This window comes from Microvirga subterranea (assembly GCF_003350535.1).
Lineage (GTDB): Bacteria > Pseudomonadota > Alphaproteobacteria > Rhizobiales > Beijerinckiaceae > Microvirga > Microvirga subterranea.
Window position 1 is genome coordinate 355,191 of sequence record NZ_QQBB01000006.1, and the last position, 25,441, is coordinate 380,631.

23 protein-coding genes are annotated in these 25,441 nt (G+C 68.0%); 15 read left to right on the forward strand and 8 right to left on the reverse strand.

Annotated elements, in window-relative coordinates; translation table 11 throughout:
- Positions 1 to 5: 5 nt before the first annotated feature.
- From DES45_RS17140 to DES45_RS17160, 5 genes are all read right to left on the reverse strand, one after another.
- Positions 6 to 863, reverse strand: coding sequence for a c-type cytochrome (locus tag DES45_RS17140; RefSeq protein ID WP_114771230.1), 858 nt, complete (start codon positions 861 to 863; stop codon positions 6 to 8).
- A gap of 97 nt (positions 864 to 960) precedes the next feature.
- A complete protein-coding gene (locus DES45_RS17145; protein WP_147282436.1) occupies positions 961 to 1,152 on the reverse strand; it encodes a hypothetical protein in 192 nt (63 codons plus the stop codon).
- 173 nt (positions 1,153 to 1,325) lie between these two features.
- Positions 1,326 to 2,486 carry a M20 aminoacylase family protein gene (locus tag DES45_RS17150; RefSeq protein WP_114771232.1) on the reverse strand — a complete coding sequence of 387 codons (1,161 nt, stop codon included), beginning with the start codon at positions 2,484 to 2,486 and terminating at the stop codon, positions 1,326 to 1,328.
- 19 nt (positions 2,487 to 2,505) lie between these two features.
- Entirely contained in the window at positions 2,506 to 3,741 is a 1,236-nt protein-coding gene (locus tag DES45_RS17155; protein WP_114771233.1) for a Zn-dependent hydrolase, read from the reverse strand.
- Entirely contained in the window at positions 3,738 to 4,946 is a 1,209-nt protein-coding gene (locus tag DES45_RS17160) for a diaminopropionate ammonia-lyase (RefSeq protein WP_114771234.1), read from the reverse strand. Before DES45_RS17160 ends, DES45_RS17155 begins: the two co-directional genes overlap by 4 nt.
- Positions 4,947 to 5,055: 109 nt before the next feature.
- Here DES45_RS17160 and DES45_RS17165 point away from each other — a divergent pair, with 109 nt between their 5' ends.
- Positions 5,056 to 5,541 carry an Lrp/AsnC family transcriptional regulator gene (locus DES45_RS17165; RefSeq protein WP_114771235.1) on the forward strand — a complete coding sequence of 162 codons (486 nt, stop codon included), beginning with the start codon at positions 5,056 to 5,058 and terminating at the stop codon, positions 5,539 to 5,541.
- Positions 5,542 to 5,549: 8 nt separating this feature from the next.
- Here the strand turns inward: DES45_RS17165 and DES45_RS17170 are convergent, their stop codons facing one another.
- The gene (locus tag DES45_RS17170) at positions 5,550 to 6,347 is read right to left on the reverse strand and encodes an AraC family transcriptional regulator (RefSeq protein WP_114771236.1); all 798 of its coding nucleotides are present in this window, start codon (positions 6,345 to 6,347) and stop codon (positions 5,550 to 5,552) included.
- Between the two features lie 129 nt (positions 6,348 to 6,476).
- Between DES45_RS17170 and DES45_RS17175 the strand changes: the two genes are divergently transcribed.
- Together DES45_RS17175 and DES45_RS17180 are read left to right on the forward strand one after the other, a co-directional pair.
- A complete protein-coding gene (locus tag DES45_RS17175; RefSeq protein ID WP_114771237.1) occupies positions 6,477 to 7,796 on the forward strand; it encodes a tetratricopeptide repeat protein in 1,320 nt (439 codons plus the stop codon).
- Positions 7,797 to 7,813: 17 nt separating this feature from the next.
- On the forward strand, positions 7,814 to 9,028 hold the full coding sequence (locus tag DES45_RS17180) for an MFS transporter (RefSeq protein ID WP_245571778.1): 1,215 nt from the start codon (positions 7,814 to 7,816) through the stop codon (positions 9,026 to 9,028).
- 43 nt (positions 9,029 to 9,071) lie between these two features.
- Here DES45_RS17180 and DES45_RS17185 read toward each other — a convergent pair whose 3' ends face one another.
- Complete coding sequence (locus DES45_RS17185; RefSeq protein ID WP_245571764.1) at positions 9,072 to 10,307, reverse strand: cation:proton antiporter; 1,236 nt, start codon at positions 10,305 to 10,307, stop codon at positions 9,072 to 9,074.
- Positions 10,308 to 10,842: 535 nt separating this feature from the next.
- On the opposite strand from DES45_RS17185, the gene DES45_RS17190 reads away from it, so the two are divergent.
- The 11 genes from DES45_RS17190 (at position 10,843) to DES45_RS17240 (ending at position 21,001) form a co-directional block, all read left to right on the forward strand.
- Positions 10,843 to 11,820 (forward strand): phosphate acetyltransferase, encoded by a 978-nt coding sequence (locus DES45_RS17190; RefSeq protein WP_114771240.1) that lies wholly within the window; start codon positions 10,843 to 10,845, stop codon positions 11,818 to 11,820.
- 3 nt (positions 11,821 to 11,823) lie between these two features.
- Positions 11,824 to 13,032 carry an acetate/propionate family kinase gene (locus tag DES45_RS17195; protein ID WP_114771241.1) on the forward strand — a complete coding sequence of 403 codons (1,209 nt, stop codon included), beginning with the start codon at positions 11,824 to 11,826 and terminating at the stop codon, positions 13,030 to 13,032.
- 15 nt (positions 13,033 to 13,047) lie between these two features.
- Positions 13,048 to 13,560: a hypothetical protein gene (locus DES45_RS17200; RefSeq protein ID WP_114771242.1), complete on the forward strand. Its 513-nt coding sequence runs from the start codon at positions 13,048 to 13,050 to the stop codon at positions 13,558 to 13,560.
- A gap of 31 nt (positions 13,561 to 13,591) precedes the next feature.
- Positions 13,592 to 16,030 carry a DUF3141 domain-containing protein gene (locus tag DES45_RS17205; protein WP_114771243.1) on the forward strand — a complete coding sequence of 813 codons (2,439 nt, stop codon included), beginning with the start codon at positions 13,592 to 13,594 and terminating at the stop codon, positions 16,028 to 16,030.
- Entirely contained in the window at positions 16,027 to 16,833 is an 807-nt protein-coding gene (gene fabI / locus DES45_RS17210) for an enoyl-ACP reductase FabI (protein WP_114771244.1), read from the forward strand. The genes DES45_RS17205 and fabI overlap by 4 nt, the downstream gene beginning before the upstream one ends.
- Positions 16,834 to 16,872: 39 nt before the next feature.
- Positions 16,873 to 17,982: an AI-2E family transporter gene (locus DES45_RS17215; RefSeq protein WP_114771245.1), complete on the forward strand. Its 1,110-nt coding sequence runs from the start codon at positions 16,873 to 16,875 to the stop codon at positions 17,980 to 17,982.
- A gap of 89 nt (positions 17,983 to 18,071) precedes the next feature.
- On the forward strand, positions 18,072 to 18,554 hold the full coding sequence (locus tag DES45_RS17220; protein ID WP_114771246.1) for a hypothetical protein: 483 nt from the start codon (positions 18,072 to 18,074) through the stop codon (positions 18,552 to 18,554).
- Positions 18,547 to 19,782 carry an HlyD family secretion protein gene (locus DES45_RS17225; protein ID WP_114771247.1) on the forward strand — a complete coding sequence of 412 codons (1,236 nt, stop codon included), beginning with the start codon at positions 18,547 to 18,549 and terminating at the stop codon, positions 19,780 to 19,782. Before DES45_RS17220 ends, DES45_RS17225 begins: the two co-directional genes overlap by 8 nt.
- A 23-nt stretch (positions 19,783 to 19,805) precedes the next feature.
- Positions 19,806 to 20,207: an ATP synthase F1 subunit epsilon gene (gene atpC / locus DES45_RS17230; RefSeq protein WP_114771248.1), complete on the forward strand. Its 402-nt coding sequence runs from the start codon at positions 19,806 to 19,808 to the stop codon at positions 20,205 to 20,207.
- Between the two features lie 29 nt (positions 20,208 to 20,236).
- On the forward strand, positions 20,237 to 20,575 hold the full coding sequence (locus tag DES45_RS17235; RefSeq protein ID WP_114771249.1) for a phasin family protein: 339 nt from the start codon (positions 20,237 to 20,239) through the stop codon (positions 20,573 to 20,575).
- 99 nt (positions 20,576 to 20,674) lie between these two features.
- Positions 20,675 to 21,001 (forward strand): ATPase inhibitor subunit zeta, encoded by a 327-nt coding sequence (locus DES45_RS17240; RefSeq protein ID WP_114771250.1) that lies wholly within the window; start codon positions 20,675 to 20,677, stop codon positions 20,999 to 21,001.
- A gap of 35 nt (positions 21,002 to 21,036) precedes the next feature.
- On the opposite strand, the gene DES45_RS17245 is transcribed toward DES45_RS17240, so the two are convergent.
- Complete coding sequence (locus DES45_RS17245; protein ID WP_210210231.1) at positions 21,037 to 21,726, reverse strand: hypothetical protein; 690 nt, start codon at positions 21,724 to 21,726, stop codon at positions 21,037 to 21,039.
- Between the two features lie 349 nt (positions 21,727 to 22,075).
- On the opposite strand from DES45_RS17245, the gene DES45_RS17250 reads away from it, so the two are divergent.
- Positions 22,076 to 25,402, forward strand: coding sequence for a SwmB domain-containing protein (locus tag DES45_RS17250; protein ID WP_170151539.1), 3,327 nt, complete (start codon positions 22,076 to 22,078; stop codon positions 25,400 to 25,402).
- The last annotated feature ends 39 nt before the right edge of the window (positions 25,403 to 25,441 follow it).

The following is a 25,441-nucleotide window of genomic DNA, read 5'->3' on the forward strand; positions in this document are numbered from 1 at the left end:
GTGCGCTAGCGCAGCGAATAGAGGTATGCGGCGATGTCGCGGGCGTCGCGCTCGGTCACGCCCAGATCGGGCATGGCGGAGAGCGGATTGATCTTCTGCGGATCGCGCAGCCACTCGACCATATGGGCCGGCGTGTTCGTCAAATTGCCGGCGATATAGAGCCGCTCGGCGATGCCTTCGAGGGACGGCCCCACCTGCGCGTCGGCCCCCCGAATTCCCGGAATCACGTGACAGGTCGCGCACGCATATTGCTGGATCGCGACCCGGCCCCGCTCCGCTGCGCCGTCCGGCTCCCACCGGCCGCCTGAGTCGCGGGACGTCGCTTCTCCTACGCCCGCCGACGCCAATCGGTCCCGCTGCGCCCGGTAGTCGGCGGGAGTCAGCGCCGTCGAGCGTTTCAGGAACGCGACGAGCGCCCAACGTTCCCGCTCGCTCAGGCGAAACGCCCATGCGGGCATTCCGGTCAGCTTGATCCCGTTCGAGATGGCCCAGTACATCTCCTCCGCCGGGAGGTCACGTCCCATCTGGGCGAAGTTGGGCGGGGAGGGCGCCATCCCGAGGCCGATCGGACCTGGGGCGATCCCCGGGGCGCCATGGCACTGGGAGCAATGCCGATCGAACAGGACGAGCCCTGCGGAGACGAGATTTGCATCCGCGACATCGGGCGGCAACACGTCTCCGGCCGCATGGGTCTTGATCGACTGGCGTCGCGCCGTGCTCATGACCCAGTAGACGAGCCGCGTGTGCTGCTTGGTCGCGGAGATGTCGTAGATTCCGGAATAGATGTAGGCGAGCGATCCGCCGGCGCCGAAGGCCAGGAACAGGACCGTCCAGAACAAGAGAGACGAACGCGAACGTGACATCGAGGCTTGCAACGAAGAGGCGCGACCCGCCTCGGGTGGACGGGTAACTAGGGGTCCGTACGGCCAAGGCAAATGCCGCACGCTCCCCAATGTTCCATCACCGGCCCGCCTTTCCGGGATCCGGGCGCCTCCTGGGAGGATAGGGGTAAACGGGCCGGTCGAGCAGCCTGCGGGACTCCTCGATGGTGCGTTGCGTGTCCCTGACGGTCTTTTCCGTCAGCTTGAGCGACAGCCGGGCGGAATGGACGAGATTGCCTGCATTGCGGGGCCTAAGCGGAGGCTTGCTCATGATCCGCAGCATGCGCGATCCAAATGGCAGCCGCTTTCAACCAGGTTAAAAGCGGCTCCATAAATCGGGGCCGTGACATCGGCGGGCCGGAACATCTCTAGAGGCGGAGGTTCGAATCCGAAGCGGCCGTTCCGCGGCTTCTCCTGCCCTCCGAGACGCTCGTTTCGCGCCGGTCAGGCTATCGGCAGGCGCCGGCGAATGACGGCCGCATGGAAGCGTGCCCCATGGAGCAGCCCGTCATCGTTGAAGTCATAGGCCGGATTGTGCAGGGGCGCCGAATCCCTGCCGTTCCCGACGAACACGAAGCAGCCTGGCACATGCTCCAGGAACCGCGCGAAGTCCTCCGAGCCCGTCATCGGCTCCCGTGCGGTCGAGACGTGGTCCGGCTCGAACACGGCCCTAGCGGCCGCGAAGGCCTCCTCCACGAGGGCGGCATCGTTCAGGAGCGGCACGAACTCGCGCGTGTAGGTCACCTCGGCGGCGACGTTGTAGGTCAAGGCCGTGCCCTCGGCGATGATGCGCATCTGCTTCTCGATCTCGGCGCTGACGTCCGGCTGGAAGCTGCGGGCGTCGCCGAGGATGCGCGCCAGCCCGGGCAGCGCGTTCCGCGTGCCGTCGGTGATCAGTTCCGTCACCGACACGACGCCGATGTCGGTCGGGCTGAGCCTGCGGGACACGATGGTCTGGAGGTTCATGACGGTCGCACAGGCGGCGACCAGCACCTCGTTGCCCCAGTGCGGACGGGCGGCATGGCCGCCGACGCCCTTCAGGACGATCTCGAAGTTGTCCTCCGCCGACATGATCGGTCCCACCCGCGTCTGGAAGTGCCCGACGGGAAGCCCAGGCATGTTGTGCAGGCCGTAGATCTCCTCGAACGGGAAGCGCTCCATCAGGCCGTCCGCCAGCATCGCGAGCGCGCCCTTGCCCCATTCCTCGGCCGGCTGGAAGACGAAGCGCACGGTGCCGTCGAAGCCGCCTTCCTCGGCGAGCAGTTTGGCGGCTCCGAGCAGCATGGCGGTGTGGCCGTCGTGGCCGCAGGCGTGCATCGTGCCGGGATTCTGCGAACGGTAGTCCTGCGTGCCCTGTTCGGTGATCCGCAGGGCGTCCATGTCGGCCCGCAGCGCGATGGCGCGGTTGCCGCTGCCGCGTTTGAGCGTGCCGATGACGCCGGTGCCGCCCACGCCCTCGGCGACCTCATCGAGACCGAACTCCCGCAGTTTGGCGGCCACGAAGGCACTCGTGCGCGTCTCCTCGAACCCGAACTCCGGATGGGCGTGGAGGTCGCGCCGCCAGGCCGTCATCTCCCGTTCGAGGGCGCTCAAGTCGATGGTCATGTGTCTCTCCCGGCAGGCATTACTGGGCCGCGAGCCGACTGACAACATCGAGCAGGATGTTGGCGCCCGCAACAAGGTCGGCGTCCGGCGTACGCTCGCGCGGATTGTGGCTGATGCCGCCGATGCTCGGCACGAAGATCATGGCGGCGGGCGCGATCCGGGCGATCATCTGGGCGTCATGGCCGGCGCCCGAGGTCATCCGCTTCGAGGCCAGCCCGCGCCTGCGTGCGGCCTCTTCCACCAGCTCCACGATCCTCCGGTCGAAGGTCACAGGCTCGAACCGCGCCAGCCGCTCGACCGAGATCGTCACCTCCTCGGTCGCGGCCAGCTCCGCCAGGTAGGCGGCAAGCGCAGCCTCCTCGGCCTGGAGGCGCCCTTCGTCGGGATCGCGCAGGTCGACCGTGAAGGTGGCGCGGGAGGGAATGACGTTGATCGCGTTCGGCTCAAAGCTCATGCAGCCCACCGTCGCGACGGTGGGCGTGTTCGCGTTCCGGGCCCGGTCGCGCAGGAAGGTGACCACGCGGGCCGCGGCGTGGCCCGCATCCCGGCGCATCGACATGGGCGTCGTGCCGGCATGGTTGGCCTCACCCTCGATGGTGACGCGCTGCCAGGAGATGCCCTGGAGGTTCTCGACCGCACCGATGGGCACGCCCTCACGTTCCAGCACGGGCCCCTGCTCAATGTGCAGCTCCACGTAAGCGTGCGGCCTGAGGAAGCCCGGCTCTTCGGACCCGGCATAGCCGATGCGCTCGAGCTCGGCTCCAAGCACGGTGCCATCGGTGCCGAGCGTCGCCAGCGCCTCCTCGACGGGGAGCCCGCCGGCATGGACGAGCGAACCCATCATGTCGGGCGCGTAGCGCACGCCTTCCTCGTTGGTGAAGGCGGCGACCGCGATGGGCCTGGCTGGAACGAACCCGGCAGATTTCAGGGTCTGGATCACCTCCAGCCCGGAGAGCACGCCGTAGCACCCGTCATAGATGCCGGCGTCGATGACGGTATCGATATGCGAGCCGAGCAGGATGGAGGCCTCGTCGGCGTTGTCGGCCGTTCCCCAAATTCCGAAGATGTTGCCGATGCGGTCAATCGCGACCTCCAGGCCTGCGGCCCGGATCCAGGCCACGAGGGCGTCGCGTCCCGCCTTGTCGGCGTCGGAGCCGGCGAGCCGGACAAGCCTCCCGTCGCCATCCCGGCCGATCTTCCCGAGTTCGTGGAGGCGGCCGAGCAGGCGACCGGCGTCGATGGAAAGGGTGGTCATGCGTCCGCTCCTCGACGACGGGCTGCGACTTCGGCGGGTGATATGCCGACGAGCTCGGTGTATCGCGCCGGATCGGTGGCACCCTCCGTGTTGATGAGAAGAATGCGGGAGGCGGCATCGAGCCCGAGGGCCGCCTTCAGGGAGGGATCGGAGGCGGCCTTGCTCAAAGCCGCGAAGCCGACACCGCCGCTCTCGCCCGCGACGATGGCCGGATCGTTCCCGGCGGGGTAGGCGAGGCGCTTCATCGCTGCGACCGCATCCTCCTCGTCGACGGTCATGAAGGCATCGGCGACGCGGGACAGCACCCGCCAGGCGACGAGCGACGGCTCGTAGCATTCCAGCATCGCCATCACGGTCGGCTCGCCGTGGCCGATCTTGACCGGGCGCCCCGCGCGCGCGGTCTCGTAGATGCAGGCGGCCCGCGCGGGATCGACCACGACGAAGACCGGCCGCCGGTCGCCGAGGACGAGCGCGAGATGCGCCGCCACCGCCGCCGCGACGCCTCCGACGCCGGCCTGCACGAACACGTGGGTCGGCGGTTCGGGGAGCTGGCGCAGGGCTTCGCGCACCATTGCGGTGTAGCCCTGCATGACCAGCCCGGGAATGCGCTCGTAGCCCGGCCAAGAGGTGTCGGAGACCACAGTCCAGCCCGCTTCGGCCGCGACCCGCGCCGCCTCTGCGACCGAGTCGTCGTAGGTGCCCTCGACCCGGATCATCTTCGCGCCGAAGCGGGCGATGGCCGCCACGCGCCCGTCGCTGACGCCGGCATGCACGAAGATGGCGGCCCTGGCGCCGACGAGCTGCGCGCCCTGAGCCACCGAACGCCCGTGATTGCCGTCAGTGGCGCAGGCGAAGGTCATGCCGGCCGCGACGGCCCGGACCTCCGGCGCGTGCAGCTCGGCGACGTCGACGGGCCGTCCCAGCCGGCGGGCGGCCTCCTCCAGCACAAGCCGGATGACCGCGTAGGATCCGCCCAGGGCCTTGAAGCTGCCCAGTCCCAGCCGGAAGCCTTCGTCTTTGACGTGGATCGCGCCCACGCCGAGACCGGCGGCCAGGGCCTGCAGCATGTGCAGGGGCGTCGGGGCATGGTTGTCGCGATAGGTCAGGTAGCGCTCGACCTCCTCGGCCGCAGCCGCGCCCAGCGTGTCGGCATCGACCGGATAGAGGGGCCTGCGGTAGTCGGGGTGCTGGTTGGGCAGGATCATCGCCGTCCTTCACTGTAAGCCGGCGAGAAGATATTGCATCGGGTGTGAGAAAAGCGCTCTATTTGAGCCCTCTCAATGAAAGTTCTTTTCGTGCCAGCGAGGCCTCGGGGTGTCCAAGTCATCGTCGTCCATTGCCCTCGACAGCTTCGACCTGGCGATCCTGGGCATCCTGCAGCGGGACAACGCGACCCCGCAACGGGTGATCGGCGAGGCCGTCAACCTGTCGGCCCCGGCCGTGCAGCGCCGCATCCGGCGGATGGAGGAGGCGGGCGTCATCCGGGCCAACGTCTCGATCGTCGATCCGGCCCGGGTGGGGCAATCCATCACCATCTTCGTCGAGGTCGAGGTCATCAGTGAGACGGCGGAGCTGATCGATGCCGCCAAGCGGGAATTCGCCTCGGTGCCCGAGGTGCAGCAGTGCTACTACGTCACCGGCGAGGCCGATTTCGTTCTGGTGATCGTGGTGCCGACGATGGGCGACTACGAGGCGCTCACGCGCCGCCTGTTCTTCGGCAACAACAACGTGAAGCGGTTCCGCACCTTCGTGGCCATGGACCGCGTGAAGGTCGGACTGGAGGTTCCCCTGCCGGCATGACGTTGCGCTCACGCGGGCCGGTCCTCCCCGCGCCCGCGCATATAGGCTTGCGGGCTACACCCCATCTCGGTCCGGAACGCGTAGACGAAGGCCGAGGTCGAGCCGTAGCCGAGTTCCATGGCGGTCCGGGTCACGTCGAGACCGCCGCCCATGAGCTCGATCGCCTTGAACAGCCGCAGGCGCCGCCGCCATGAGCGCAGGCTCATGCCCATCTCCGCCTCGAAGCGGCGGGCGAGCGTCCGTTCCGACATCCCGAGCTCCCGGCCCCATGCCTCCGGCCCGCGTGCATCGGCGGGATCCCCGTAGAGCGCCTCGCACAAGGCGGTCAGAGAGGATGCTCCACGGGGCCAGGGGAGCGCGCCCGGAAGGGGCTGCGCCCGCCGGAGCTGGTCGAGGATGAGGTCCGTCACGCGGCCGGCATAACCGTCGCGATCCTCCTCGCCCTCGATCGCGGCGGCCTCGACGATGAGGGCCTTCAGCAGCGGCGTGACGCCGAACACGGTCGGGCTCTCCGGCAGGCCGCGGCCGGCCTCGTGGGCGATCCAGAGGCTGCGGAACTCGGCCCCGAGCAGGGAGCCGACCCGATGCGTCAGGCCCGTCGGCAGCCACACGGCCTGCTCCGGCGAGATCACCAAGGAGTGTCCCTCCACCGATACCGTCAGCACGCCGGAGATCGCGTACACCATCTGGTTCCAGCGGTGGGCATGCTCCGGGAAGGAGTGCCGCGCCGGGATCGTCTGCGCCCGCACGGTGATCGGTCGGGGCGGCCCCAGGCCGGGCGGCGCCTGGATCGTCTCCCATGTCATGTCTGGCCCCCAGTTTGGCTGTTGATCGACATGATATGGCAGACTGTCCAAATACGGACAGGGGGCGATCCCGTATAACGGCGGGATCGAGCGCCGAAGCCCGCCCGATCCTGGAATGAGGAACCTGCCATGTCCCGCCTCGACAGCCGCGGCCTGCCGCTCTCGACCACGTCCGACCTCGCGGCCGAACGCTACCGGCACGGGGTCGACCTCCTCCTCTCCGCCTGGCCCGGCGCCGCAGAGGCCCTGGAGGAGGCCATCGCGGCCGATCCGGACTTCGCCCTTGCCCATGCGGCCCGCGCCCGCCTGCACGCCATCCGGTCCGAGCCGACAAAGGCCCAGGCGCGGATCGCGGCAGCGGGGGAGATCGTCGCCCGGCGCGGGACCGAGCGGGAGCGCAGCCATGTGGAGATCCTGCGGCTCGCCATCAACGGCCACTCGGCCCAGGCGCTGGAGCGCGCGCTCGCCCATGCCGACACCTGGCCGCGCGACGTGCTGATCCTGTCGCTGCCTCTCGGGGCCTTCGGGCTCTTCGCCTTCTCCGGAATGGCGGATCACGACCGGGCCCGCGTCGACCTCTGCGAGCGCCACGCCCGACACTTCGACGCGGACGACTGGTGGTTCCTCACCTACCGGGGCTGGGCCCATGCTGAGAACGGCAACGTTTCGCATGGCCGCGCGCTGACACAGCGCGGCTTCGACCTGCGGAGAAACAACGCCAACGCGGCGCACGCGCTCTCGCACGCCATGTACGAAGGCGGCGCGCACGAAGACGCGGAGCGGCTGATCGCCGAGTGGCTGCCGGGCTACGACCGCTCCGGCACCCTCCAGGGCCACATCGCCTGGCACGCGGCGCTGGGCGCGCTGGAGCGAAGCGACCCGGAGCACGCGCTGGCGATCTACGCGGATTACATCCAGCCCTCGGTGACGGCCGGGATGCCGGTCAACGTGGTCAGCGACACCGCCTCGTTCCTGTGGCGGCTGAAGGCCTACGGCCACGACGTGCCGGCGGGGCTGTGGGACGACGCGGCGGCTTACTCCAGGGGGTACTTCCAGAAGGCCGGCTTCGCCTTCGCGGACGTTCACATGGCCTTGATCGCCGCAGCGACCGGCGAGAAGGCCGCCGTCGAGGAGCGCGTGAAGGCGCTGACGAGCCTGACCGAGGCGGGCGCATTGGCCGCCGGGCCGGTAGTGCCGGCGATCTGCCGCGCGGCGCTGGCCTTCGCGGAGGAGAATTACGCAGCCTGCGCCCGCATCCTCGAGCCGGTCGCGGCCGAGGTCGTGCGCATCGGCGGCAGCGGCGCCCAGCGCGAGATGATGGAGGACATGCTCCTCCTCGCCTTGATGCGCAGCGGCGAGGCCGCGAAGGCCCGTGCGCTACTCGACCGCCGCCTGCATCGCCGCCCGTCGCTGCGCGACGCGCGCTGGCACGGCATGCTCGCAGCCTGAGGAACCTCATGTCACAGATGAATGCCGATGCCGTCGCCGGAGCCATGCCGGGGGCCCGCTCCGGGGATGCCGATGTCTTTAGGCTCGCGGTCTCCCAGGCGCTTGCCGGGGCGAACTCGGCGGTCGTGTACGCCACCGGCGCCATCGTCGGCAACACGCTCGCCCCCAGCCCGGCGCTGGCCACGCTGCCGATCTCCATCTTCGTGGTGGGCATGGCGGCCTGCACCCTGCCGGCCGGCGCCGTCGCCCGGCGCCACGGCCGCCGCGCCGCATTCCTGACCGGGACGGGATGCGGCGTGCTGACCGGGTTGCTGGCCGCTCTGGCGGTCGTGCTGGGCTCGTTCTGGCTCTTCTGCGCCGCGACGTTCTTCGGCGGGGCCTACGCCGCCGTGGTGCTGTCGTTCCGCTTCGCGGCCGCCGATTGCGTTCCGGCCGCGCGTCGCCCGCGGGCCCTGTCCGCCGTCATGGCGGGCGGAGTGTTCGCCGGGGTGATCGGCCCGCAGCTCGTCACCTACACCATGGACCTGTGGCAGCCTTATCTCTTCGCCGCGACCTATCTGGCGCAGGCCGCGGTGGCGGCCGTGTCGGCCCTCGTGCTCCTCGGCGTGCGGGTGCCGATGCCGACCGCCGCGGAGCTGGCCGGCGGCCGCCCGCTCGGCGCCGTCGTGCGTCAGCCCCGCTTCGTCACGGCGGTGATCTGCGGGGTCGTCTCGTACACGCTCATGAACTTCATCATGACGGCCGCTCCCCTGGCGATGCGCCTGTGCGGCCTGTCGCAGGAATCGTCCAACTTGGGCCTGCAATGGCACATCATCGCCATGTACGGCCCCGGGTTCTTCACCGGACGGCTGATCACGCGTTTCGGCGCGCCCCGCGTGGTAACTGCCGGCCTGGCCCTGACCGCCGCCTCCGCCGCCATCGGGCTGACGGGCGTGGACGTGGCGCATTTCTGGCTCACCCTGGTCCTGCTCGGCCTCGGCTGGAACTTCGGTTTCACCGGCGCCTCGGCGCTCGTGCTGGAATGCCATCGTCCCGAGGAGCGGACCCGGGTGCAGTCGCTCAACGACTTCCTGGTGTTCGGAACGATGGCGGTGGGCTCCTTCTCGTCGGGCGGCCTGCTGACGGCCTATGGCTGGAACACGGTGCTGTGGGTGTCCTTCGTTCCCCTCGCCGTCGCGGCGGCGGCCCTCGCGGTCGCAGGCTCGTCACGCGCCGGCCACACGGTCGGATAAGGGCAGCGCGACCGCGTTCCATCACGCGGGGCTCCCGCCATGGCTATGGGACAGGAGCCTGCGTCGTGCCGATGCGGCGAGCGAAGGCGTTGGCCAACGGGCTGGCGGTCAGGCCATGGGCCAGGATGCTGAGGATCACCGTCCAGGCGACGGTGGCCGTCAGGGTCTCGCTGCCCGGCAGGTTCGCGTCGAGCACGATGACGGCGAACACGATGCTCGCGAGGCCCCGGGGCCCGAACCACCCCAGGAAGAGCTTGCCGTCGGCGCGCAGATCGGCGCCGACCAAGGCCAGCCACACCGGGATCATCCGGATCGCCGTCAGGCTCAGAACCGCATAGGCCAGAACCTCCCAGGTCAGCCGGCCGAGAGCCTGGCCGATGACCGCCGCCCCGAAGAGCACCCACGTCAGAAGGCCGAAAAGGTCGCCGGAGCCTTCGGCCGACAGTAGGAGTTCATGCTTCCGCTCCTGGTGCCGGGCCAGCGCGCCGGCCGCGATTCCTCCGACGAAGCAGGCGATGAACCCGCTCCCGCCCAGCGCCTGGGCGGCCGCGAAGGTGGTGAACGCCAGCGCGATCGCGGGAAGCTGACGCCAGGTCGTGGACAACCAGCCGCGATCGGCGGAAAACCGAAGCGCCCAGACGCCGGCGACCGCAAGCCCTGTGCCCACGACGAGCCCGATCCCGATCTCCTCCACGAAGTGGTGGAGCGCCAGATTCCACGATCCGGCGCCGCCGACCGGTTCGCCGGCAAGGGCCAGCAGGACCAGGAGAAGCGGCACGCAGATGCCGTCGTTCAGCCCGCTCTCCACGTTCAGGCCCTCGCGAATGGGCGCGGGAACGGCGGGGTTGACGACGACCGCCTTGCCGAGAGCGGCGTCGGTGGGCGCCAGCATGGTCGCAAGCAGCGCTCTCTCGATGATCCCAAGCGCCGGGAAGAGCACGGCGGCTGCGGCGGTGCCCAGCAGGATCGTCAGGGGCAGGCCGATCAGCAGGAGGCGTTCCGGGATCGTGTAGTTGAGCCTGAGCACCCTGAGATCGGCATTGGCCGCATCCGTGAACAGGACCAATGCCAGCGTGAACTCGGCCAGGGTCCGAAGGCTCTGCGCATGAACGTCCAGCCTGAGCCAGTTCAGCCCCTCCGGGCCGACGGCGAGCCCGAAGACCGTGAACACCAGAGCCCCCGCAACGGACGTGCGCTCGAGCCGCCCCGCGATGAGGGCGTACACGAACGCGAAGGCGAAGAGGATGGCGACATCCTGATACATGGCTGGACCGTCCACTCAGCCCTCGCGCCCACGGCGTGACCGATCCTTCGTTTCGTCTTCATGGGAGCTGACAAGATCATGGCCGGCCAGGATTTGCTTGACCGATGAGGACAATGTCTGAACCTTTTGCGACACCGTCGCTGCAAATCATGCGGAACCGCCGCCTGTTCGGGGACTGGCCCAGGCGCAGCGTCGGGAAAGGGCAACGCGCAGTCATCAGATGACGCATGCGATATGGCCACGTGCTGAGCAAGCTGCGACACCGCCGCGCTCTGCCGGATGACCTCCTGACGATCTCAGGCCAGCTTGCGAAAAGTCAAAGCGGCCTTCGCGGATCCCGGTAGCAATTCAGGCAAGACCTTCGTGGGCGAGGCCCTATTTCCTCGTCCCAAATTGTCAACGGAGTGACCCAATCGGTCAAGCAGCGGGCCCGGCAGGATCCAAACTGGAAAGAGCCGGCAAGCCCGCGATTGCGCGCATGCCTGACGGTGGTCCAGCAGCGGCCATGACGGCTGACGGGGGACAGACGATCGAAAGATCAGAGGTGGTCATGACGGTTGCGGCATCAAGTCAAAGCCTTTCTCAGCCGGCGCGGCGGCACGACAAATACGACCGGCTCGTGGCGGCGGCCCGGTCCCTGCCGAAGCTGAAGGTCGCCGTGGCGCATCCATGCGATGCGGCATCCCTAGGCGCGGTGTTCGAGGCGGTCGAACTCGGCCTGATCGAGCCGATCCTCGTCGGGCCGCAGGACAAGATCTCCGCCGCTGCCGAGGCGTTGGGCAAGCCGATCTCCACGATGCGCATCGTCGAGGCTCCGCACAGCCATGCAGCCGCCGAGAAGGCCGTCGAACTCGTCAGGGCCGGCGACGCGGAGGCGCTGATGAAAGGAAGCCTGCACACGGACGAACTCATGGGCGCCGTGGTACGCCGCGAGGGCGGCCTGCGTACGGCGCGCCGGATCAGCCACTGCTTCGTGATGGACGTTCCCGGCCATGAGACCGCGCTGATCATCACCGATGCGGCCGTCAACATCGCGCCGACGCTCGAGGACAAGGTCCACATCGTCCAGAACGCCATCGACCTCGCCCGGGCGATGCGGGTCGACCCGGTTCGGGTCGCGATCCTGTCCGCCATGGAGACGGTCAACCCGAAGGTGCCCTCGACCATCGAGGCCGCGGCGCTGTGCAAGATGGCCGACCGTGGGCAGATCACGGGCGGGATCGTCGACGGTCCGCTGGCGCTCGACAATGCCATCGATCTCGGCGCGGCGAAGATCAAGAAGATCCAGTCGCCGGTCGCCGGGCAGGCCAACGTGCTCGTCGTGCCGGATCTGGAGGCCGGCAACATGCTCGCCAAGAGCCTGACCTTCCTGGCCGATGCCGATGCCGCCGGCATCGTGCTCGGGGCCCGCGTGCCGATCATCCTCACCAGCCGGGCCGACTCGGCCGTCACGCGGCTGGCCTCCTGCGCCGTGGCCTCGCTCGTGGCCGACGCGCAGCGCAGGCAGCTCACCGTCCCGGAGGTCTGAGCCATGATCCCCGTCCTCATCGTCCTCAACGCGGGCTCGTCGAGCGTCAAGTTCCAGGTCTTCGACATGCCGGACGGCGCCGAGCCGCGGCTCGTCTGGAAGGGCCTTTATGAAGGCCTGGGAGGCGCGGCGCACTTCGTCGTCAAGCATGCCGGAGGAGCGAACCTCGACGAGATTTCGTGGGCGTCCGGCGAAGACTTCGGGCATGAGGAGGCTCTGATGCACCTCGTGTCCTGGCTGCGGCAGCATCAGGAGGGTCGCAGGCTCGCGGCGATCGGGCACCGGGTCGTCCACGGCGGCGAGGCCTTCTCGGCCCCGGTTCTGGTCGACGACGGCGTGATCCAGACGCTCGACGCGCTGGTGCCGCTCGCGCCCCTGCACCAGCCCCACAACCTGGAGCCGATCCGTATCGTCCGCCGGCGCCTGCCGGGAATGCCGCAGGTCGCCTGCTTCGACACGGCCTTCCACCAGACCCAATCCGGGATCGCCAGGATGTTCGCCCTGCCGCGTGAGATGCGCGAGCGCGGCGTGAAGCGCTACGGCTTCCATGGGCTGTCCTACGACTACATCTCGTCCGTGTTGAAGGACTACGATCCACGCCTCGCAGAGGGGCGGGTGGTGGTCGCCCATCTCGGAAACGGCGCGAGCCTGTGCGCCCTCGACAAGGGGGTGAGCATCGCCACGACGATGGGCTTCTCGGCGCTCGACGGTCTCCCGATGGGAACCCGGTGCGGCGCCGTCGATGCGGGCGTCGTCTTCTACATGCTCCGCGAAATGAAGCTCAGCCCGGAGGAGGCCGAGCGCGTGCTCTACACGAAGTCCGGCCTTCTCGGCGTGTCCGGCCTGTCAAACGACATGCGCGTGCTGCGGGCCAATGCCGCGACCGATACGGATGCCAGGCGCGCCATCGACCTCTTCGTCTATCGCATCACGCGCGAGATCGGATCACTCGTGGCGGCGCTCGGCGGTCTCGACGGGCTCGTCTTCACGGCCGGCATCGGCGAGAACGACGCGGCGACTCGCGCCGAGGTGATTGCCGGGCTCGCGTGGGCCGGGCTTACGCTCGATGAGGCGGCCAACCGCGCCGGCGGGCCGCGGATCTCCGCCGGACCCGGACCCGCCGCGTGGGTCGTTCCCACCAACGAAGAACTCGTGATCGCCCGGCAGACGCGCGGCGCGCTCGGCGCGGTGCAGGCCAAACTCGCATCCTGAACGGAGACTGACGTCATGGAAACCCTGAAGACCAAACCGAATGAGGCCAAGGCGCAGCAGGAACTCGGCGACGAGACGTTCATGTCGGCCGCCGACCTGCGCAGCTACATGACCGAGATGCAGATGGCGAAGGCCATGAAGTCGGTCGACGGCATGGATCGGGCCGAGAAGGCGCGCCAGGACCTGATCAAGCGCATGGCCGAGCCCATCGACCTGACGCCGGAGCGCCTGAAGGAGATCCTGCAGCCGCTGAAGTCGAAGCTGAAGGCCGCGGCGGAGCGCGGCCAGACCGAGCTGATGGTCATGCGCTTTCCCAACGCGCTGTGCACCGACAAGGGTCGCGCGATCAACAACTCCGATCCGACTTGGCCCGAAACCCTCACCGGGCGCCCGCGCCAAGCCTACGAGCTGTGGCGCGATCAGCTGAGGGATGCCGGATTCAGGTTGAGCGCCTTGATTATCGATTGGCCGGGCGGCCTGCCGGGCGACGTCGGCTTCTTCCTCAAGTGGGGCGACACCAAACACTGAGCGTCTTCTGAATTTCGACAGGACAGGAACGATGCGAGAAGCCGAATCCAGGACTGAAGAGCGCGACGACGGCGGGCAGCCCCTCCTGACGGAGATCGCCCGCGCACGAACCAAGGTCGCCGAGGTTTATCAGGAGCGCTGCACCAAGGCGGTGCAGCGCTACCTCGATGCCGCGAAGGCCGCCGCTGAGCCCTTGAGGGAGGAGTCGGTCCGCTCGGCGTCGCCTCTCGACGTCTGGCGCGACGCCAGCGCCTACTGGCTCGACTTCACGCAGCGATCCGTCCTTTACTGGGACACGCTGCGCCAGCGCGGCAACAACTGGGTCGAGCACGAGAAGGCCGGCAAGCCGCCGCTGCTGGATTTCGCGTGGGACATGGTCGCCGACGCCCGCACCTTCGAGCGGCCGGTGAACTACGCGCTCGTGCGCATCGTCCCGCCCGACGGCATCAAGACGGATCCCGAGCGCCGGCCCTTCGTCATCATCGACCCGCGCGCTGGTCACGGGCCGGGCATCGGCGGCTTCAAGCAGGACTCGCAGGTCGGCGTGGCGCTCAAGGCGGGACACCCGGTTTACTTCGTGATCTTCTTCCCCGACCCGATGCCCGGGCAGACCCTCGCGGACGTCTCCCGCGCCGAGGCCGAGTTCCTGCGGATCGTCGGCGAGCGCCATCCCAAGACCCGCAAGCCCGTCCTGTTCGGCAACTGCCAGGGGGGCTGGGCCTCCATGCTGGTCGGCGCCGTCGAGCCGGATCTCGTCGGCCCCATCGTCATCAACGGGGCGCCGATGTCCTATTGGGCAGGCAACGACGGCGAGAACCCGATGCGCTACGCAGGCGGGATCCTCGGGGGCCTTTGGCCGGCGCTCCTCGCCAGCGATCTCGGCGCCGGCAAGTTCGACGGGGCCAACCTCGTCGAGAACTTCGAGTACCTCAACCCGGCCAACACCTATTTCGACAAGTACTATACGCTCTTCTCGAAGATCGACACGGAGCCCGAGCGCTTCCTCGAATTCGAGCGCTGGTGGGGCGGGTTCTTCCTGATGAACCGGCAGGAGATCAAGTGGATCGTCGAGAACCTGTTCGTCGGCAACAATCTGGCGGCCGGCGACGCCGAATGGTCGGAAGGCCGCGCCTTCGACCTGCGGTCGATCAAGTCGCCGATCATCCTGTTCGCGTCGCTCGGCGACAACATCACGCCGCCGCAGCAGGCCTTCAACTGGGTGGCCGATCTCTATCCGACCACGGAAGCCCTGAAAGCGAACGGGCAGGTGATCGTCGGCCTGATGCACGAGAGCGTCGGCCATCTCGGCATCTTCGTGTCGGGGTCGGTCGCCAAGCGGGAATACACCCATATCGTCGACCTGATCGAATATATCGAGCACCAGCCGCCGGGCCTCTACAGAATGCAGGTGGAGGAGCATCAGGCGGACGGGAAGGTCCGCTATGATGTGACGCTGACCGAGATGCGCGTCGAGGATCTGCAGGTCCTGCAGAAATACAGCCGCAAGGACGAGATGCCGTTCGAAGCGGTCGAGAAGACTTCGGAGGCGCTGGCCTCCGCCTACGAGACCTTCGTGCATCCGTTCGTTGCGCCCATGGTCACGCCGGCCGCAGCTGGGCTCGTCAGGGCGTTCAATCCCCAGCGGGTGCAGCGCTGGGCCGTGTCCGACCTCAACCCCTTCCTGTGGCCGCTGAAGGGCATGGCCGACATGGCCAAGGCAAACCGGGCGCCGCGCAACGATGACGGCCCGATGGTGGCGATGGAGCGTTGGGCCGCCGCCATGACCTCGGCCTCGTGGGATCTCTACCGCGACCTGCGCGATGCGGCGGTGGAGAACACCTTCTTCCGCACCTATGGCCCGGCCGGCATCGGTCTGGCCGCGCAGGGGGGCGAGGCCGTCGCGGAAGAGCCCGCCGACGTGCGCAACGCCCTGCTGGTGAAGGAGGCGCTGTCGCATATCGAGGAAGGCGACCGGACGAAGGCCCTGGTCCGCGCCGCGCTCCTGCTGATGAAGGCCGGCACCGGGCGGCGGCGGCTCTCGGCCATGAAGCGGACGCGGGAGCTCGTCGGACAGGACATCGGCCTGCTCGACATGCCGATCGAGGCTGCGCGGGAGATCATCCGCGAGCAGTCCTACATCGTCGACTTCGAACCCGTGAAGGCGCTCATGGCGCTGCCCAAGCTTCTGCGGACACCCGAGGAGCGGCGCCGGCTGCTCGATCTGCTCGACCATGTGGAGGGCCGGATCGAAGCCAACGAGAAGCAGGTGACCCTGCTCGGCGAAATCCGGCGGCTCCTCGCCGAAGAGGAGACGGGAGACAAGACAGGCGGCAAGGCGAAAGCCGAGCCGATCACCGTGACCTTGGTGGAGCGTCAGGCGGACGGCCGTCCCGTGGCGGCCGCCAAGAGCGCCAAGCATGGTGCCACCCGTCGCTCCGGTGACACCCGACGCACGAGGGCAAGCTCATGAACGATCAACCCACCGACCTGACCAAGGTCGCCATCCAATCGAAGATCCTGCACGGCAAGCGGGCCCTCATCGTCGGCATCGCCAACGAGCATTCGATTGCCTATGGCTGCGCCCGGGTGTTCCGCGAGCTCGGCGCCGACCTTGCCGTCACCTACCTCAACGAGAAGGCGAAACCCTATGTCGAGCCGCTCGCGAAGGAACTCGGAGCCTCGATCTTTGCGCCCTGCGACGTGGCTCAGGGCGGCCAGCTCGAATCCGTCTTCGAGCGGATCCGCAAGAGCTGGGGCAGCCTCGACATCGCGCTCCATTCCATCGCCTTCGCCCCGAAGGAGGACCTGCAGGGAAGGCTCGTCGACAGTTCGGACGAAGGCTTCAAGGTGGCGATGGACATCTCGTGCCATTCGTTCATCCGCATGGCGCGGCTCGCCGAGCCGTTGATGCCGGACGGCGGGACGCTCCTGGCGATGAGCTATCATGGCGCCAACAAGGTGGTGCCGAACTACAACCTGATGGGTCCCGTGAAGGCGGCGCTGGAGAGCGCCGTCCGCTATCTCGCCTACGAGCTGGGCGACAAGCACATCCGGGTGCATGCGGTTTCGCCTGGCCCCTTGAAGACCCGGGCGGCGTCCGGCCTCAAGGACTTCGACGTGCTTCTCACCGAGGCCATCGAGCGGGCGCCCATCGGCGAGCTGGTCGATATCGACGACGTGGGCCTCACCGCCGCGTATCTGACGACGCCGTTCGCCCGCCGGCTCACCGGAACGACCACTTACGTCGACGGTGGGCTCAGCATCATGGCGTGAGGAGCTCCTGCAGGAGAGCGTCTTCAGAAGGGGGGAGTCGTGCGTTCAGCGGATCCGCGCGACACGATGAACAGCCGGGAACGGACAGCCTCTCCCGAGGCTTCGTACGTCGAGAAGGCGCTCGGGCTCGTGCTGCTTCTGATGCTGGCCGTCGGCTGCATCTATGTCCTGACGCCGTTCCTCAAAGCCATCCTCCTCGCCGTCACGCTGTGCGTGTCCACCTGGTCCCTGTTCCGGAAGGCCGAGAAGCGGCTGGGCGGGCGCCCCACCGCCGCGGCCCTGCTCATGACGCTGATGACCGCCGCCCTGCTCGTGCTCCCGTTGCTGGCCCTGGGCGCGAACCTGACGGACGATGTCGCCCGGCTCGCCGCAGTCGTCCGGTCCGCCATCGATCAGGGGCTGCCGCCGCCCGGTTGGCTGGGACGCGTGCCTCTGGTCGGCCGCGAGGCGGAGCGGGTCTGGCTCGAGGCATCGCAACAGGGCCAAGGGCTCGGGCCGGCCCTGGCGCCCTATGTGGGAACGATACGGGAATGGGCGCTCCGCCAGGGCGGCACGCTTCTGTCCGGGACGCTTCAGGTCGCCTTCGCCATCGTGCTGGTGTTCTTCCTCTACCGCGACGGCGCCTATGTGGAGCGTCGACTCGAATGGGCCATGGCGCGCCTGGGCGGCTGGCGGGCCCGGCACGTGCTCAAGGCGGCTGGCGCCGCCATCAAGAGCGTGGTCAACGGGGTTCTCGGCACGGCGCTCATCCAGGGCATCCTGCTCGGCTTCAGCTTCTGGCTTGCGGGCGTCCCCGGTGCTATCGTGCTCGGTGCCGTGGGCGTCGTCCTGACCCTTGTGCCCATGGGCCTCCTGCTGCTCTGGCTGCCGGCGGCCCTGTGGCTGATGTCTAACGGCCACACCGGATGGGGCGTGTTCGTGATGGCATGGAACGGTCTCTTCGTCGGCAGCCTCGACAACGTCCTGCGTCCGTACCTGATCAGTCGCGGGATCCGGATGCCCATGGTGCTCATCTTCCTGGGCGTGCTCGGCGGCCTCCTCACCTTCGGAATCATCGGCGTGTTTCTCGGCCCCGTCCTGCTCGCCGTCGCCTACACCCTGTTCCAGGACTGGGGCCGTGCCGGCGTCGTTGCGCCCGATTCCACCTGACCGCCCCGGGGGAGGCAGCCGATGACCATTTCCATCCCGATCAAACCAAGCGCGTCCGGAGCCGCAACGCCGTCCATCGGAGAGGCCATATGACTGCAGCGCTCAATCCTGCCGCTCCCCACCATCTGCCGATCTTCATCACCGCGCCTGGGGAAACGGATGTCCTGACGGTGGTCGTGGCGGTATTTCTGGTGCTCGCCGTACTGGCGGTGGGGCTGCTGTTCCTGCGGCTGCACACCTTGCCCGAGCGCATGGCGCATCGGTCCCACAAGCTGCAATTCGAGATCGTCGCCGTGCTGGGTCTGCTGGCCCTGTTCACGCATCAGCACATCTTCTGGGTGGCCGGTCTGCTGCTCGCCCTGATCGATATTCCCGACTTCGGCACGCCGCTGCGCCGGATCGCCGGGTCCCTGGAAAAGATTGCCGGTCTGAGGCCCGGCGAAGGCGCGGGTGAAGCGCCGGACGAGACCGGCGTCAGCGCCACGCCTGCCGAAGCGGCCAATCAGGGCGCAGTCGAAGTGCCCAAGACCATCACCTTGCCCCGGACGCCGAAGGAGCGGACCCATGCTTGAGCTTCTTCTCTGCTCCCTGCTGACGATCCTGCCGGACTACCTCTACCGCCGCTATGGCCAGGGCAAGCGGCTCGGCAAGGAGATCACGCTCTACTCGGTGTGGTTCGAGCTGCGGTGGGGCATCGTCACCTGCCTGATGCTCACCATCGGGCTGATCACGGTCGTCTTCTACAATCATCCGGCAACCACGAACGCCACGGCGTTCTTCCGCACCATCCCGATCCTGCCCGAGATCAACGGGCGCGTCGCTGAGGTCCATATGGACGGCGTGAGCGGCGCGGTGAAGCAGGGCGAGGTCATCTTCCGGCTCGACAGCGCGAAGCAGGAGGCGGCCGTCGAGACCGCCCGGCGCAAGATCGCCGAGACCGAAGCCGCCATGGTGGTGGCGCGGACCGATATCGCGGCGGCCGAGGGCAAGATCGTCGAGGCCAGGAGCGCCTACCAGCAGGCGGTGGATGAGCTGGCGACCAAGCAGGAGATCTACCGACGCAATCCAGGCGCCGTCGCCACGCGGGACATCGAGAAGCTCCAGGTCGCCGTCGAGGGCCGCCAGGGCACCATCGATGCCGCCACTGCCGCCAAGGCGCAGGCCGAGGCGCAGCTTGCCACCCTGCTCCCCGCCCAGAAGGCCAGCGCCGAGGCCGAACTGGCCCAGGCCGAGGTGGACCTGTCGAAGACCGTCGTCCGGGCCGGCGTGGACGGGCGTGTCGAGCAGTTCACGCTGCGGGTGGGAGATGTGGTCAACCCGCTGATGCGCCCGGCCGGTGTCCTGATCCCTGAAGGCGCCGGGCGGGGCCGCCTGCAGGCCGGCTTCGGTCAGGTCGAGTCCCAGGCGCTGTCGGTCGGGATGGTGGCCGAGGCCACCTGCGCATCGAAGCCCTGGACGATCATCCCGATGGTGATCACCGGGGTGCAGGACTACATCGCCGCCGGCCAGGTCCGGAGCGGCGAGCAGTTGCTCGAGGCGCAGCAGGTGACGCGGCCGGGAACCGTTCTGGCCTTTCTCGAGCCGCTCTACGAGGGCGGGTTCGATGGCGTGACGCCCGGCAGCAGTTGCATCGTCAATGCATATTCCAGTCATCACGACGAAATCGTAGCTCCCGGGACGGGCACGATGCGGGGACTCGTTCTCCACGCCGTGGATGCCGTCGGGCTGGTGCACGCCATGATCCTGCGCATCCAGACATTGCTCTACCCGATCCAAACCCTCGTGCTCGGCGGGCACTGACGACACCCCCAGGGAGGAAAGCGGTGGCGACCATCCTGTTCGAGTTGATCACGCCGGAGCGGGTTCTGTTCTCCGGCGAGGTGCGAGCGGTGATGCTGCCGGCGACCGAAGGCGACATGACGGTCATGCCGGGCCATGAGGCCACGATGGTGATGCTCAACCCCGGCGTGATCGCGGTCACCGACACGCAGGGGCATGGCCATCGTGCTTTCGTGCGGGGCGGCTTCGTCGAGATCACAGGCGCCAGCGTGTCGGTTCTGGCCGAGCGGGCCCTGCCGCCCGAGGAGCTCACCCGCGACCGCCTCGATGAGGAGATCCTGCGCCTGGAGACCGCCCGCGAGGCCACGGCGGACGATCGGGCGCGCCGGGAGGCGGACTTCGCCATCAGCCGCCTGGAGCAGGTGAAGACGACCCTGTCATTCTGACGAAGACGTCCGTTCACGGAGGATGAGCCATGACCACCATGCCGAAAAGTGCAGGAACATCGGACACGCTGCGGAGCGGTGCCGGACTTGCTTTGCCCGACGGCGGCGGCCGGGCCCTGGCGAGCGCGGCCGAAGCCTGGTTCTCCGCGACCGCCGAATGTCAGCGCGAGATGATCGGCTTCGTCTCCATGCGGCTTGAAAAGGATGGCGAGGCGATGCGCGACATGGCGGCCTGCAAGAACGTCGCGGACGTGGCGGCGATCCAGTCCCGCTGGCTCACGGAAACCCTGCACGACTACAATGCCGAAATGGGCAAGCTGATGGCCATCTGCGCCAAGTCCGCCAATGGCGGAGCCATGGCGCGATGACGGCCTTCAGGCCTCGTCCGTCACCCGCACGCAAACGGTTCCGTCTGCGGACGGGAAGGATCCGCGAGGCATTCTGCGACGGCCATCGGAGGATCCCGCATGACCGGCTCCGTTGATTTGGAAAAGACGATTCTCCGCAACAAGCTTCTCGGCAGGTGGGCCGCCGGGAAGCTCGGGATCACGGGTCGGGACGCGGAGGCCTATTCGGACTCCCTCGCGCGTGATGCGGCCGATCCCGCGCGCAGCGACGTGTTCGGCACGATCCGCAGAGACTTCGACGCCGCGGGCGTCGTCCAATCGGACGAGCAGATCAGGCACGTCATGACCGAGCTCACCCTCAAAGCCGGGAACCTGATGCCGACCAGGCGGGGCGATTCCCTCGACGGCGCGGCGGTGACCCTCGCCCGCAATCTCATGTCGCGGTGAGAGCGGCCGGGCCTCGGGAGGCTGCGGCGTCCGGGTCACGGCCGTGCTGCCTGTTCGGCCTCGTGCCCCAGGAAGCGGAGGAGCGCCTGCGGCATGCCGTCCACCGCCGAGCGCGGCGGGGCGTCCGCACGGAGTTCGAGATAGAGTTCGGTGGCGGCAACGAGGCCCGCCTTCACCGACTCCACATCATGGCGCGCGACGGTTGCGGCCAAGGGCCTCGTTTCGGCGAGCCCGTACGCCTCGATGCGCCTTACGCCGCGCTGCGGGCGCCCTGCGCGGCGGTGGAGCATCGGCCCCAGAACCTGCTCCCGGAAGAAGGCGAGCATGCCGATGGCCTCGAACAGCTCGCCGCGCAACGCCCGGGCGGCTCCGTAGTGGAGCCAGATCCACGCCCGGGCCTCGAACCAGTCCGGATCGCGGTTCGGCCAGGAGATCTCTGCCCGGTCCAGCGCCTCCTCGACGATGGCTTCGTCCCGTGACCAGAGAACGACCGGACGCTCGACGAGGCGATCCAGGTCCGGCATCGTGACGAACTTCAGGTCGATGTGGAGAAGCTCGGGCCCGTAGAGGCAGATCAGGAGGCGGGGCTCCCCGACATGCTCGCCCGTGAAGGCGCTGAGCAGCGGTCCCAGGCGGCGGGCGATGTCCGTTCTGGAGGCGAGCACCTCGGGATAGGCATCCTCCGAAACCACGACGACGAAGTCGAGATCGGAGAACGCGTCCATGCCGCCGTGGATCATCGAGCCGCCGGCCAGCAGGGCCTCGATGCGGGGGTCGGCGGAGAGGATACGGCAGGCTTCGTTCAGGAAGGCCGCATGGTCCTCGGGAAGGGTGCTCGTCTGTCGTCCTCCAGGCCGGTCCGTCAGGATAGGCGAGAAGGGGGACGGGTTTCAAAACCGGGCCTTGTGGAAGCGATATTCTAGATGTTCCAAAGTTGCAAGATCAGTAAAAGTCTCGTGTGACGTAAAGGAAATTGTTCCCTTTTCCATCGGCTGTCCTTGCCTTATGAGAGGATCGACCTACCGCAGGATCGTATTCGGGGCGGCCGCGCTCCTTCTCGCATCGGGGGCATCATTGACCAGCGAATCGTCTTTCCAGGCCCTTGTCGCCACGGCCGCCGCCATTCCGGACCAGGATTTCGAATCCGCCCCTTTGATGGCCACGGGCATGATGAGCTTCCCGCTCGGAGGGCTTCACTACGTTCAGGAATACGGTCAGACCCCCTACACCCGGGTCATCGACATGTACGACCGGAACATGGGCCTGAGCGGGAAGTACGCTGTCTTCAACTTCTTCGAGGAAACGGGCGTCAACGTCTTCACGATCTCGTCCCTGGACGGATCGAACTTCGGGATCGCGTCCTTCGAGACGTCCATTCAGCTGGCCGGCGTGCTCAACCCGGGACGGCAGGGGGCGAGCTCCTTCCTCATCGAGGGATTGTCCGAGGGCCGCGTGGTGGCGACGGCCGAGATCGGCGACGCTCGAAACAGCACGACTGACGGTGGGATCGTCTACAGCGCGCAAACCTCGTACCTGAGCATGTTTGCGGTTGGCCAAATCACCTTCGACCCGTGGGGCGGCTGGGGCAACATCGATTCCATCCGGATCACGGGATTGGGCGGCGACTTCGCTACAATCGGCCTGGACAACCTGGATATCGAGCCTGTCCCACCTCCGCCTGTGGTGACCAACGTGTCCGCTTCGACGGGCAACGGAACCTACAAGGCCGGGGACGTCGTCACGATCACCGTGACGTACGGTTCCGCCGTGACCGTCACGGGAACGCCGACGCTCACCCTCGAGACGGGGAGCGTCGACCGTGCCGCGACCTACGTATCGGGATCGGGCGGCAACACCCTGACCTTCACCTACACGGTCCGGGCAGGCGATCTCTCACAGGATCTCGATTACCGCTCCATCAATGCGCTGAGCCTTGCCGGAGGCCGGATCAGCGACGCCTACGGGAACGACGCTTCCCTGACGCTTCCTTCTCCCGGCACCGCCGGGTCGCTCGGCGCCAACAAAGCCATCGTCATCGACGGGGTGGCGCCCACGGTCACCCAGGCGACGGTGAACGGCGACACGATCGTCCTGCAATACAGCGAGGCGATCTACGGGGTTATCATCGGATGGGGCAGCGGCTTCTCCGTCACCGTGGACGGAAGTCCCGCGGACGTCGTCCACAGCCGGATCGACGGCGATCGGGTCATCCTGACTCTCGCCGGCAAGGTCGAGCACTCCCAGTCGGTCAAGGTCACCTACGCGGCCCCCGGTGTGGCCATCCAGGACCGGGTGCACAACGAAACCCCCGACTTCGTGGATTACCTCGCCAGCAACCTGACACCTTATGTCCCAGTCCCCGTCATCGAGGGCGTGACCATCGCCGACGGGAACTTCGCCGTCGGCGAGCAGGTCACGGCCACGATCACGGTCGCGGCCGATGCGGACACCTACGCCCTCGTGGCCGGCAGCGTCGGCGGCTATGCTTTGTCCGGCCTCACCAAGGTCAACAACACCACCTACACGGCGGTCTTCACCGTCACCGAGGGCGGCCAGAGCTTCGCCCCGGGACAGGGCGTCCCGGTCACCATCGCCGTCAGAGACAGCGCAGGCAACCAGAGCTCCGGCTACACGGCCACGGTCACGCAGGGCAACGGCTCGATCGACACTGTGAAGCCGGTATTCGTCTCCTCGACCATCCTTGGCGACCGCATCGTCATCACCTACAGCGAAGCGCTGGATGCAGCGGGCGGAGCCAACGCCCTGATCGGCGGCTTCGGCGTCAAGGTCGACGGCCGGTCCGTCGGCATCGCCGGCCGCGCCTTCGGGACAGACGGGAAGAGCATCGTCATCACCCTCGCGTCGCCGGTCACCAAGGGACAATCCGTTTCGGTCAGCTACACGGATCCGACCGCGGGCGACGACGCGGATGCGATCCAGGACGTGGCCGGCAACGACGCCGCCTCGTTCACGGATGCGCCCGTGCGCAACCTGACCGCCGGCACCGTGATCGACGGAGTCGAGGTCGTCCGCTCCGAGATCGTCAACCCGGACGGCAGCCGGACCCACGTCATCCAGACGGGCATCGTCCAGCCGGGCCGCGTCGACGAGACCGGCGGCTCGGCTTATGCGGACATTCCGTTGTCGGGTGACGACAGGGTGCAGGCCCTCATGGCCCTCCTCAGCGAAGGGGGCGGCCTGGACGCGAGAATCACGCGGGCCGAACTGGCGGCCGTGATCATGCGCGCCTTGAACATGGAAGTGGGCCCCGTGAGCAGCCCGACCTTCTCGGACGTGACCAACGCGTGGGCGACGTCCTACATCGCGGCCGCGGTCGAAGCGGGCATCGTGAGCAACGTGGTGGGCATCGACCTCTACGGCCTGCCCTCGCGCGACACCGTTCTCACCGGGGCGTCGGAGTACAGCAACCTGCTGGTCCTGAACGCCGCGAACGACGGCATCCATCGCAAGGTGGAGATCAACGACATCGGTTTCATCGTCCTCAGGGGGGACGCCGAGATCTACGGCGGCAGCGGCGCCCAGTTCATCTCCGCGGACGGCGCCAGCCAGCGCATCGTGATGGGGGCCGACGACGACACGATCCACGGCGGCGCGGGCGACGACTACGTCGGCTCGCTCGGCGGCGACGACTGGCTCTACGGCGACGAGGGCAACGACACCGTCTCGGGCGGCATCGGGGACGACCGCCTGTTCGGCGGCGCAGGCGACGACCGGATCCTCGGCGATGCCGGCCACGACCGGCTCTACGGCGACGAGGGCGCCGACCGCCTCGACGGCGGGACGGGCCATGACCGGCTCGATGGAGGGACCGGCAACGACCTTCTGTACGGGGGATCCGGCAACGACACGCTCGTGGGCGGCACGGGCGCCGACAGCCTGTGGGGTGGCGCGGGCAAAGACCGTCTCGACGGCGGCGACGGCAACGATGTGCTGAAAGGCGAGAGCGGCAACGACCGGATCGTGGGCGGGCTCGGCCGCGACAAGATGTGGGGCGGTGCCGGCGCGGACGTGTTCGACTTCAACGCCGTCCAGGAGAGCCGCGTCGGGTCGCAGCGCGACATCGTCCAGGACTTCGAGACCGGGCGCGACAGGATCGACCTGCGGGACATCGACGCCGACGCGCTGCTCAAGGGCGACCAGACGTTCACCTGGGCCGGCGCGGACGTGTTCTTCCCGTTCTGGCCCGGCGCGGAGAAGGGCTTCCCGTTCCCGTTCTGGCGCGCCTTCGAGTCCATCTACCTGAAGGCCGACTTCACCGGCAGGGCAGGGCAGCTCCGCTACGACAACGGCATCCTGACGGGCGACACGAACGGCGACCGCAAGGCCGACTTCGAGATCAAGATCGTCGGCCATTTCTCCAGCTGGGACGTGCTCCTGTAGCCTGTCGATGCGGGGCGGGCAGGGCCCCTTCCGCATCGC

Coding starts and splice junctions, on each gene's coding strand:
- DES45_RS17170 (WP_114771236.1), bottom strand. CDS start 6,347: ATGACATGGGAGACGATCCAGGCGCCGCCCGGCCTGGGGCCGCCCCGA.
- DES45_RS17175 (WP_114771237.1), top strand. CDS start 6,477: ATGTCCCGCCTCGACAGCCGCGGCCTGCCGCTCTCGACCACGTCCGAC.
- DES45_RS17190 (WP_114771240.1), top strand. CDS start 10,843: ATGACGGTTGCGGCATCAAGTCAAAGCCTTTCTCAGCCGGCGCGGCGG.
- DES45_RS17245 (WP_210210231.1), bottom strand. CDS start 21,726: ATGGACGCGTTCTCCGATCTCGACTTCGTCGTCGTGGTTTCGGAGGAT.
- DES45_RS17180 (WP_245571778.1), top strand. CDS start 7,814: ATGAATGCCGATGCCGTCGCCGGAGCCATGCCGGGGGCCCGCTCCGGG.
- DES45_RS17195 (WP_114771241.1), top strand. CDS start 11,824: ATGATCCCCGTCCTCATCGTCCTCAACGCGGGCTCGTCGAGCGTCAAG.
- DES45_RS17155 (WP_114771233.1), bottom strand. CDS start 3,741: ATGACCACCCTTTCCATCGACGCCGGTCGCCTGCTCGGCCGCCTCCAC.
- fabI (WP_114771244.1), top strand. CDS start 16,027: ATGAACGATCAACCCACCGACCTGACCAAGGTCGCCATCCAATCGAAG.
- DES45_RS17240 (WP_114771250.1), top strand. CDS start 20,675: ATGACCGGCTCCGTTGATTTGGAAAAGACGATTCTCCGCAACAAGCTT.
- DES45_RS17205 (WP_114771243.1), top strand. CDS start 13,592: ATGCGAGAAGCCGAATCCAGGACTGAAGAGCGCGACGACGGCGGGCAG.
- DES45_RS17200 (WP_114771242.1), top strand. CDS start 13,048: ATGGAAACCCTGAAGACCAAACCGAATGAGGCCAAGGCGCAGCAGGAA.
- DES45_RS17145 (WP_147282436.1), bottom strand. CDS start 1,152: ATGAGCAAGCCTCCGCTTAGGCCCCGCAATGCAGGCAATCTCGTCCAT.
- DES45_RS17220 (WP_114771246.1), top strand. CDS start 18,072: ATGACTGCAGCGCTCAATCCTGCCGCTCCCCACCATCTGCCGATCTTC.
- DES45_RS17140 (WP_114771230.1), bottom strand. CDS start 863: ATGTCACGTTCGCGTTCGTCTCTCTTGTTCTGGACGGTCCTGTTCCTG.
- DES45_RS17225 (WP_114771247.1), top strand. CDS start 18,547: ATGCTTGAGCTTCTTCTCTGCTCCCTGCTGACGATCCTGCCGGACTAC.
- DES45_RS17235 (WP_114771249.1), top strand. CDS start 20,237: ATGACCACCATGCCGAAAAGTGCAGGAACATCGGACACGCTGCGGAGC.
- DES45_RS17160 (WP_114771234.1), bottom strand. CDS start 4,946: ATGATCCTGCCCAACCAGCACCCCGACTACCGCAGGCCCCTCTATCCG.
- DES45_RS17150 (WP_114771232.1), bottom strand. CDS start 2,486: ATGACCATCGACTTGAGCGCCCTCGAACGGGAGATGACGGCCTGGCGG.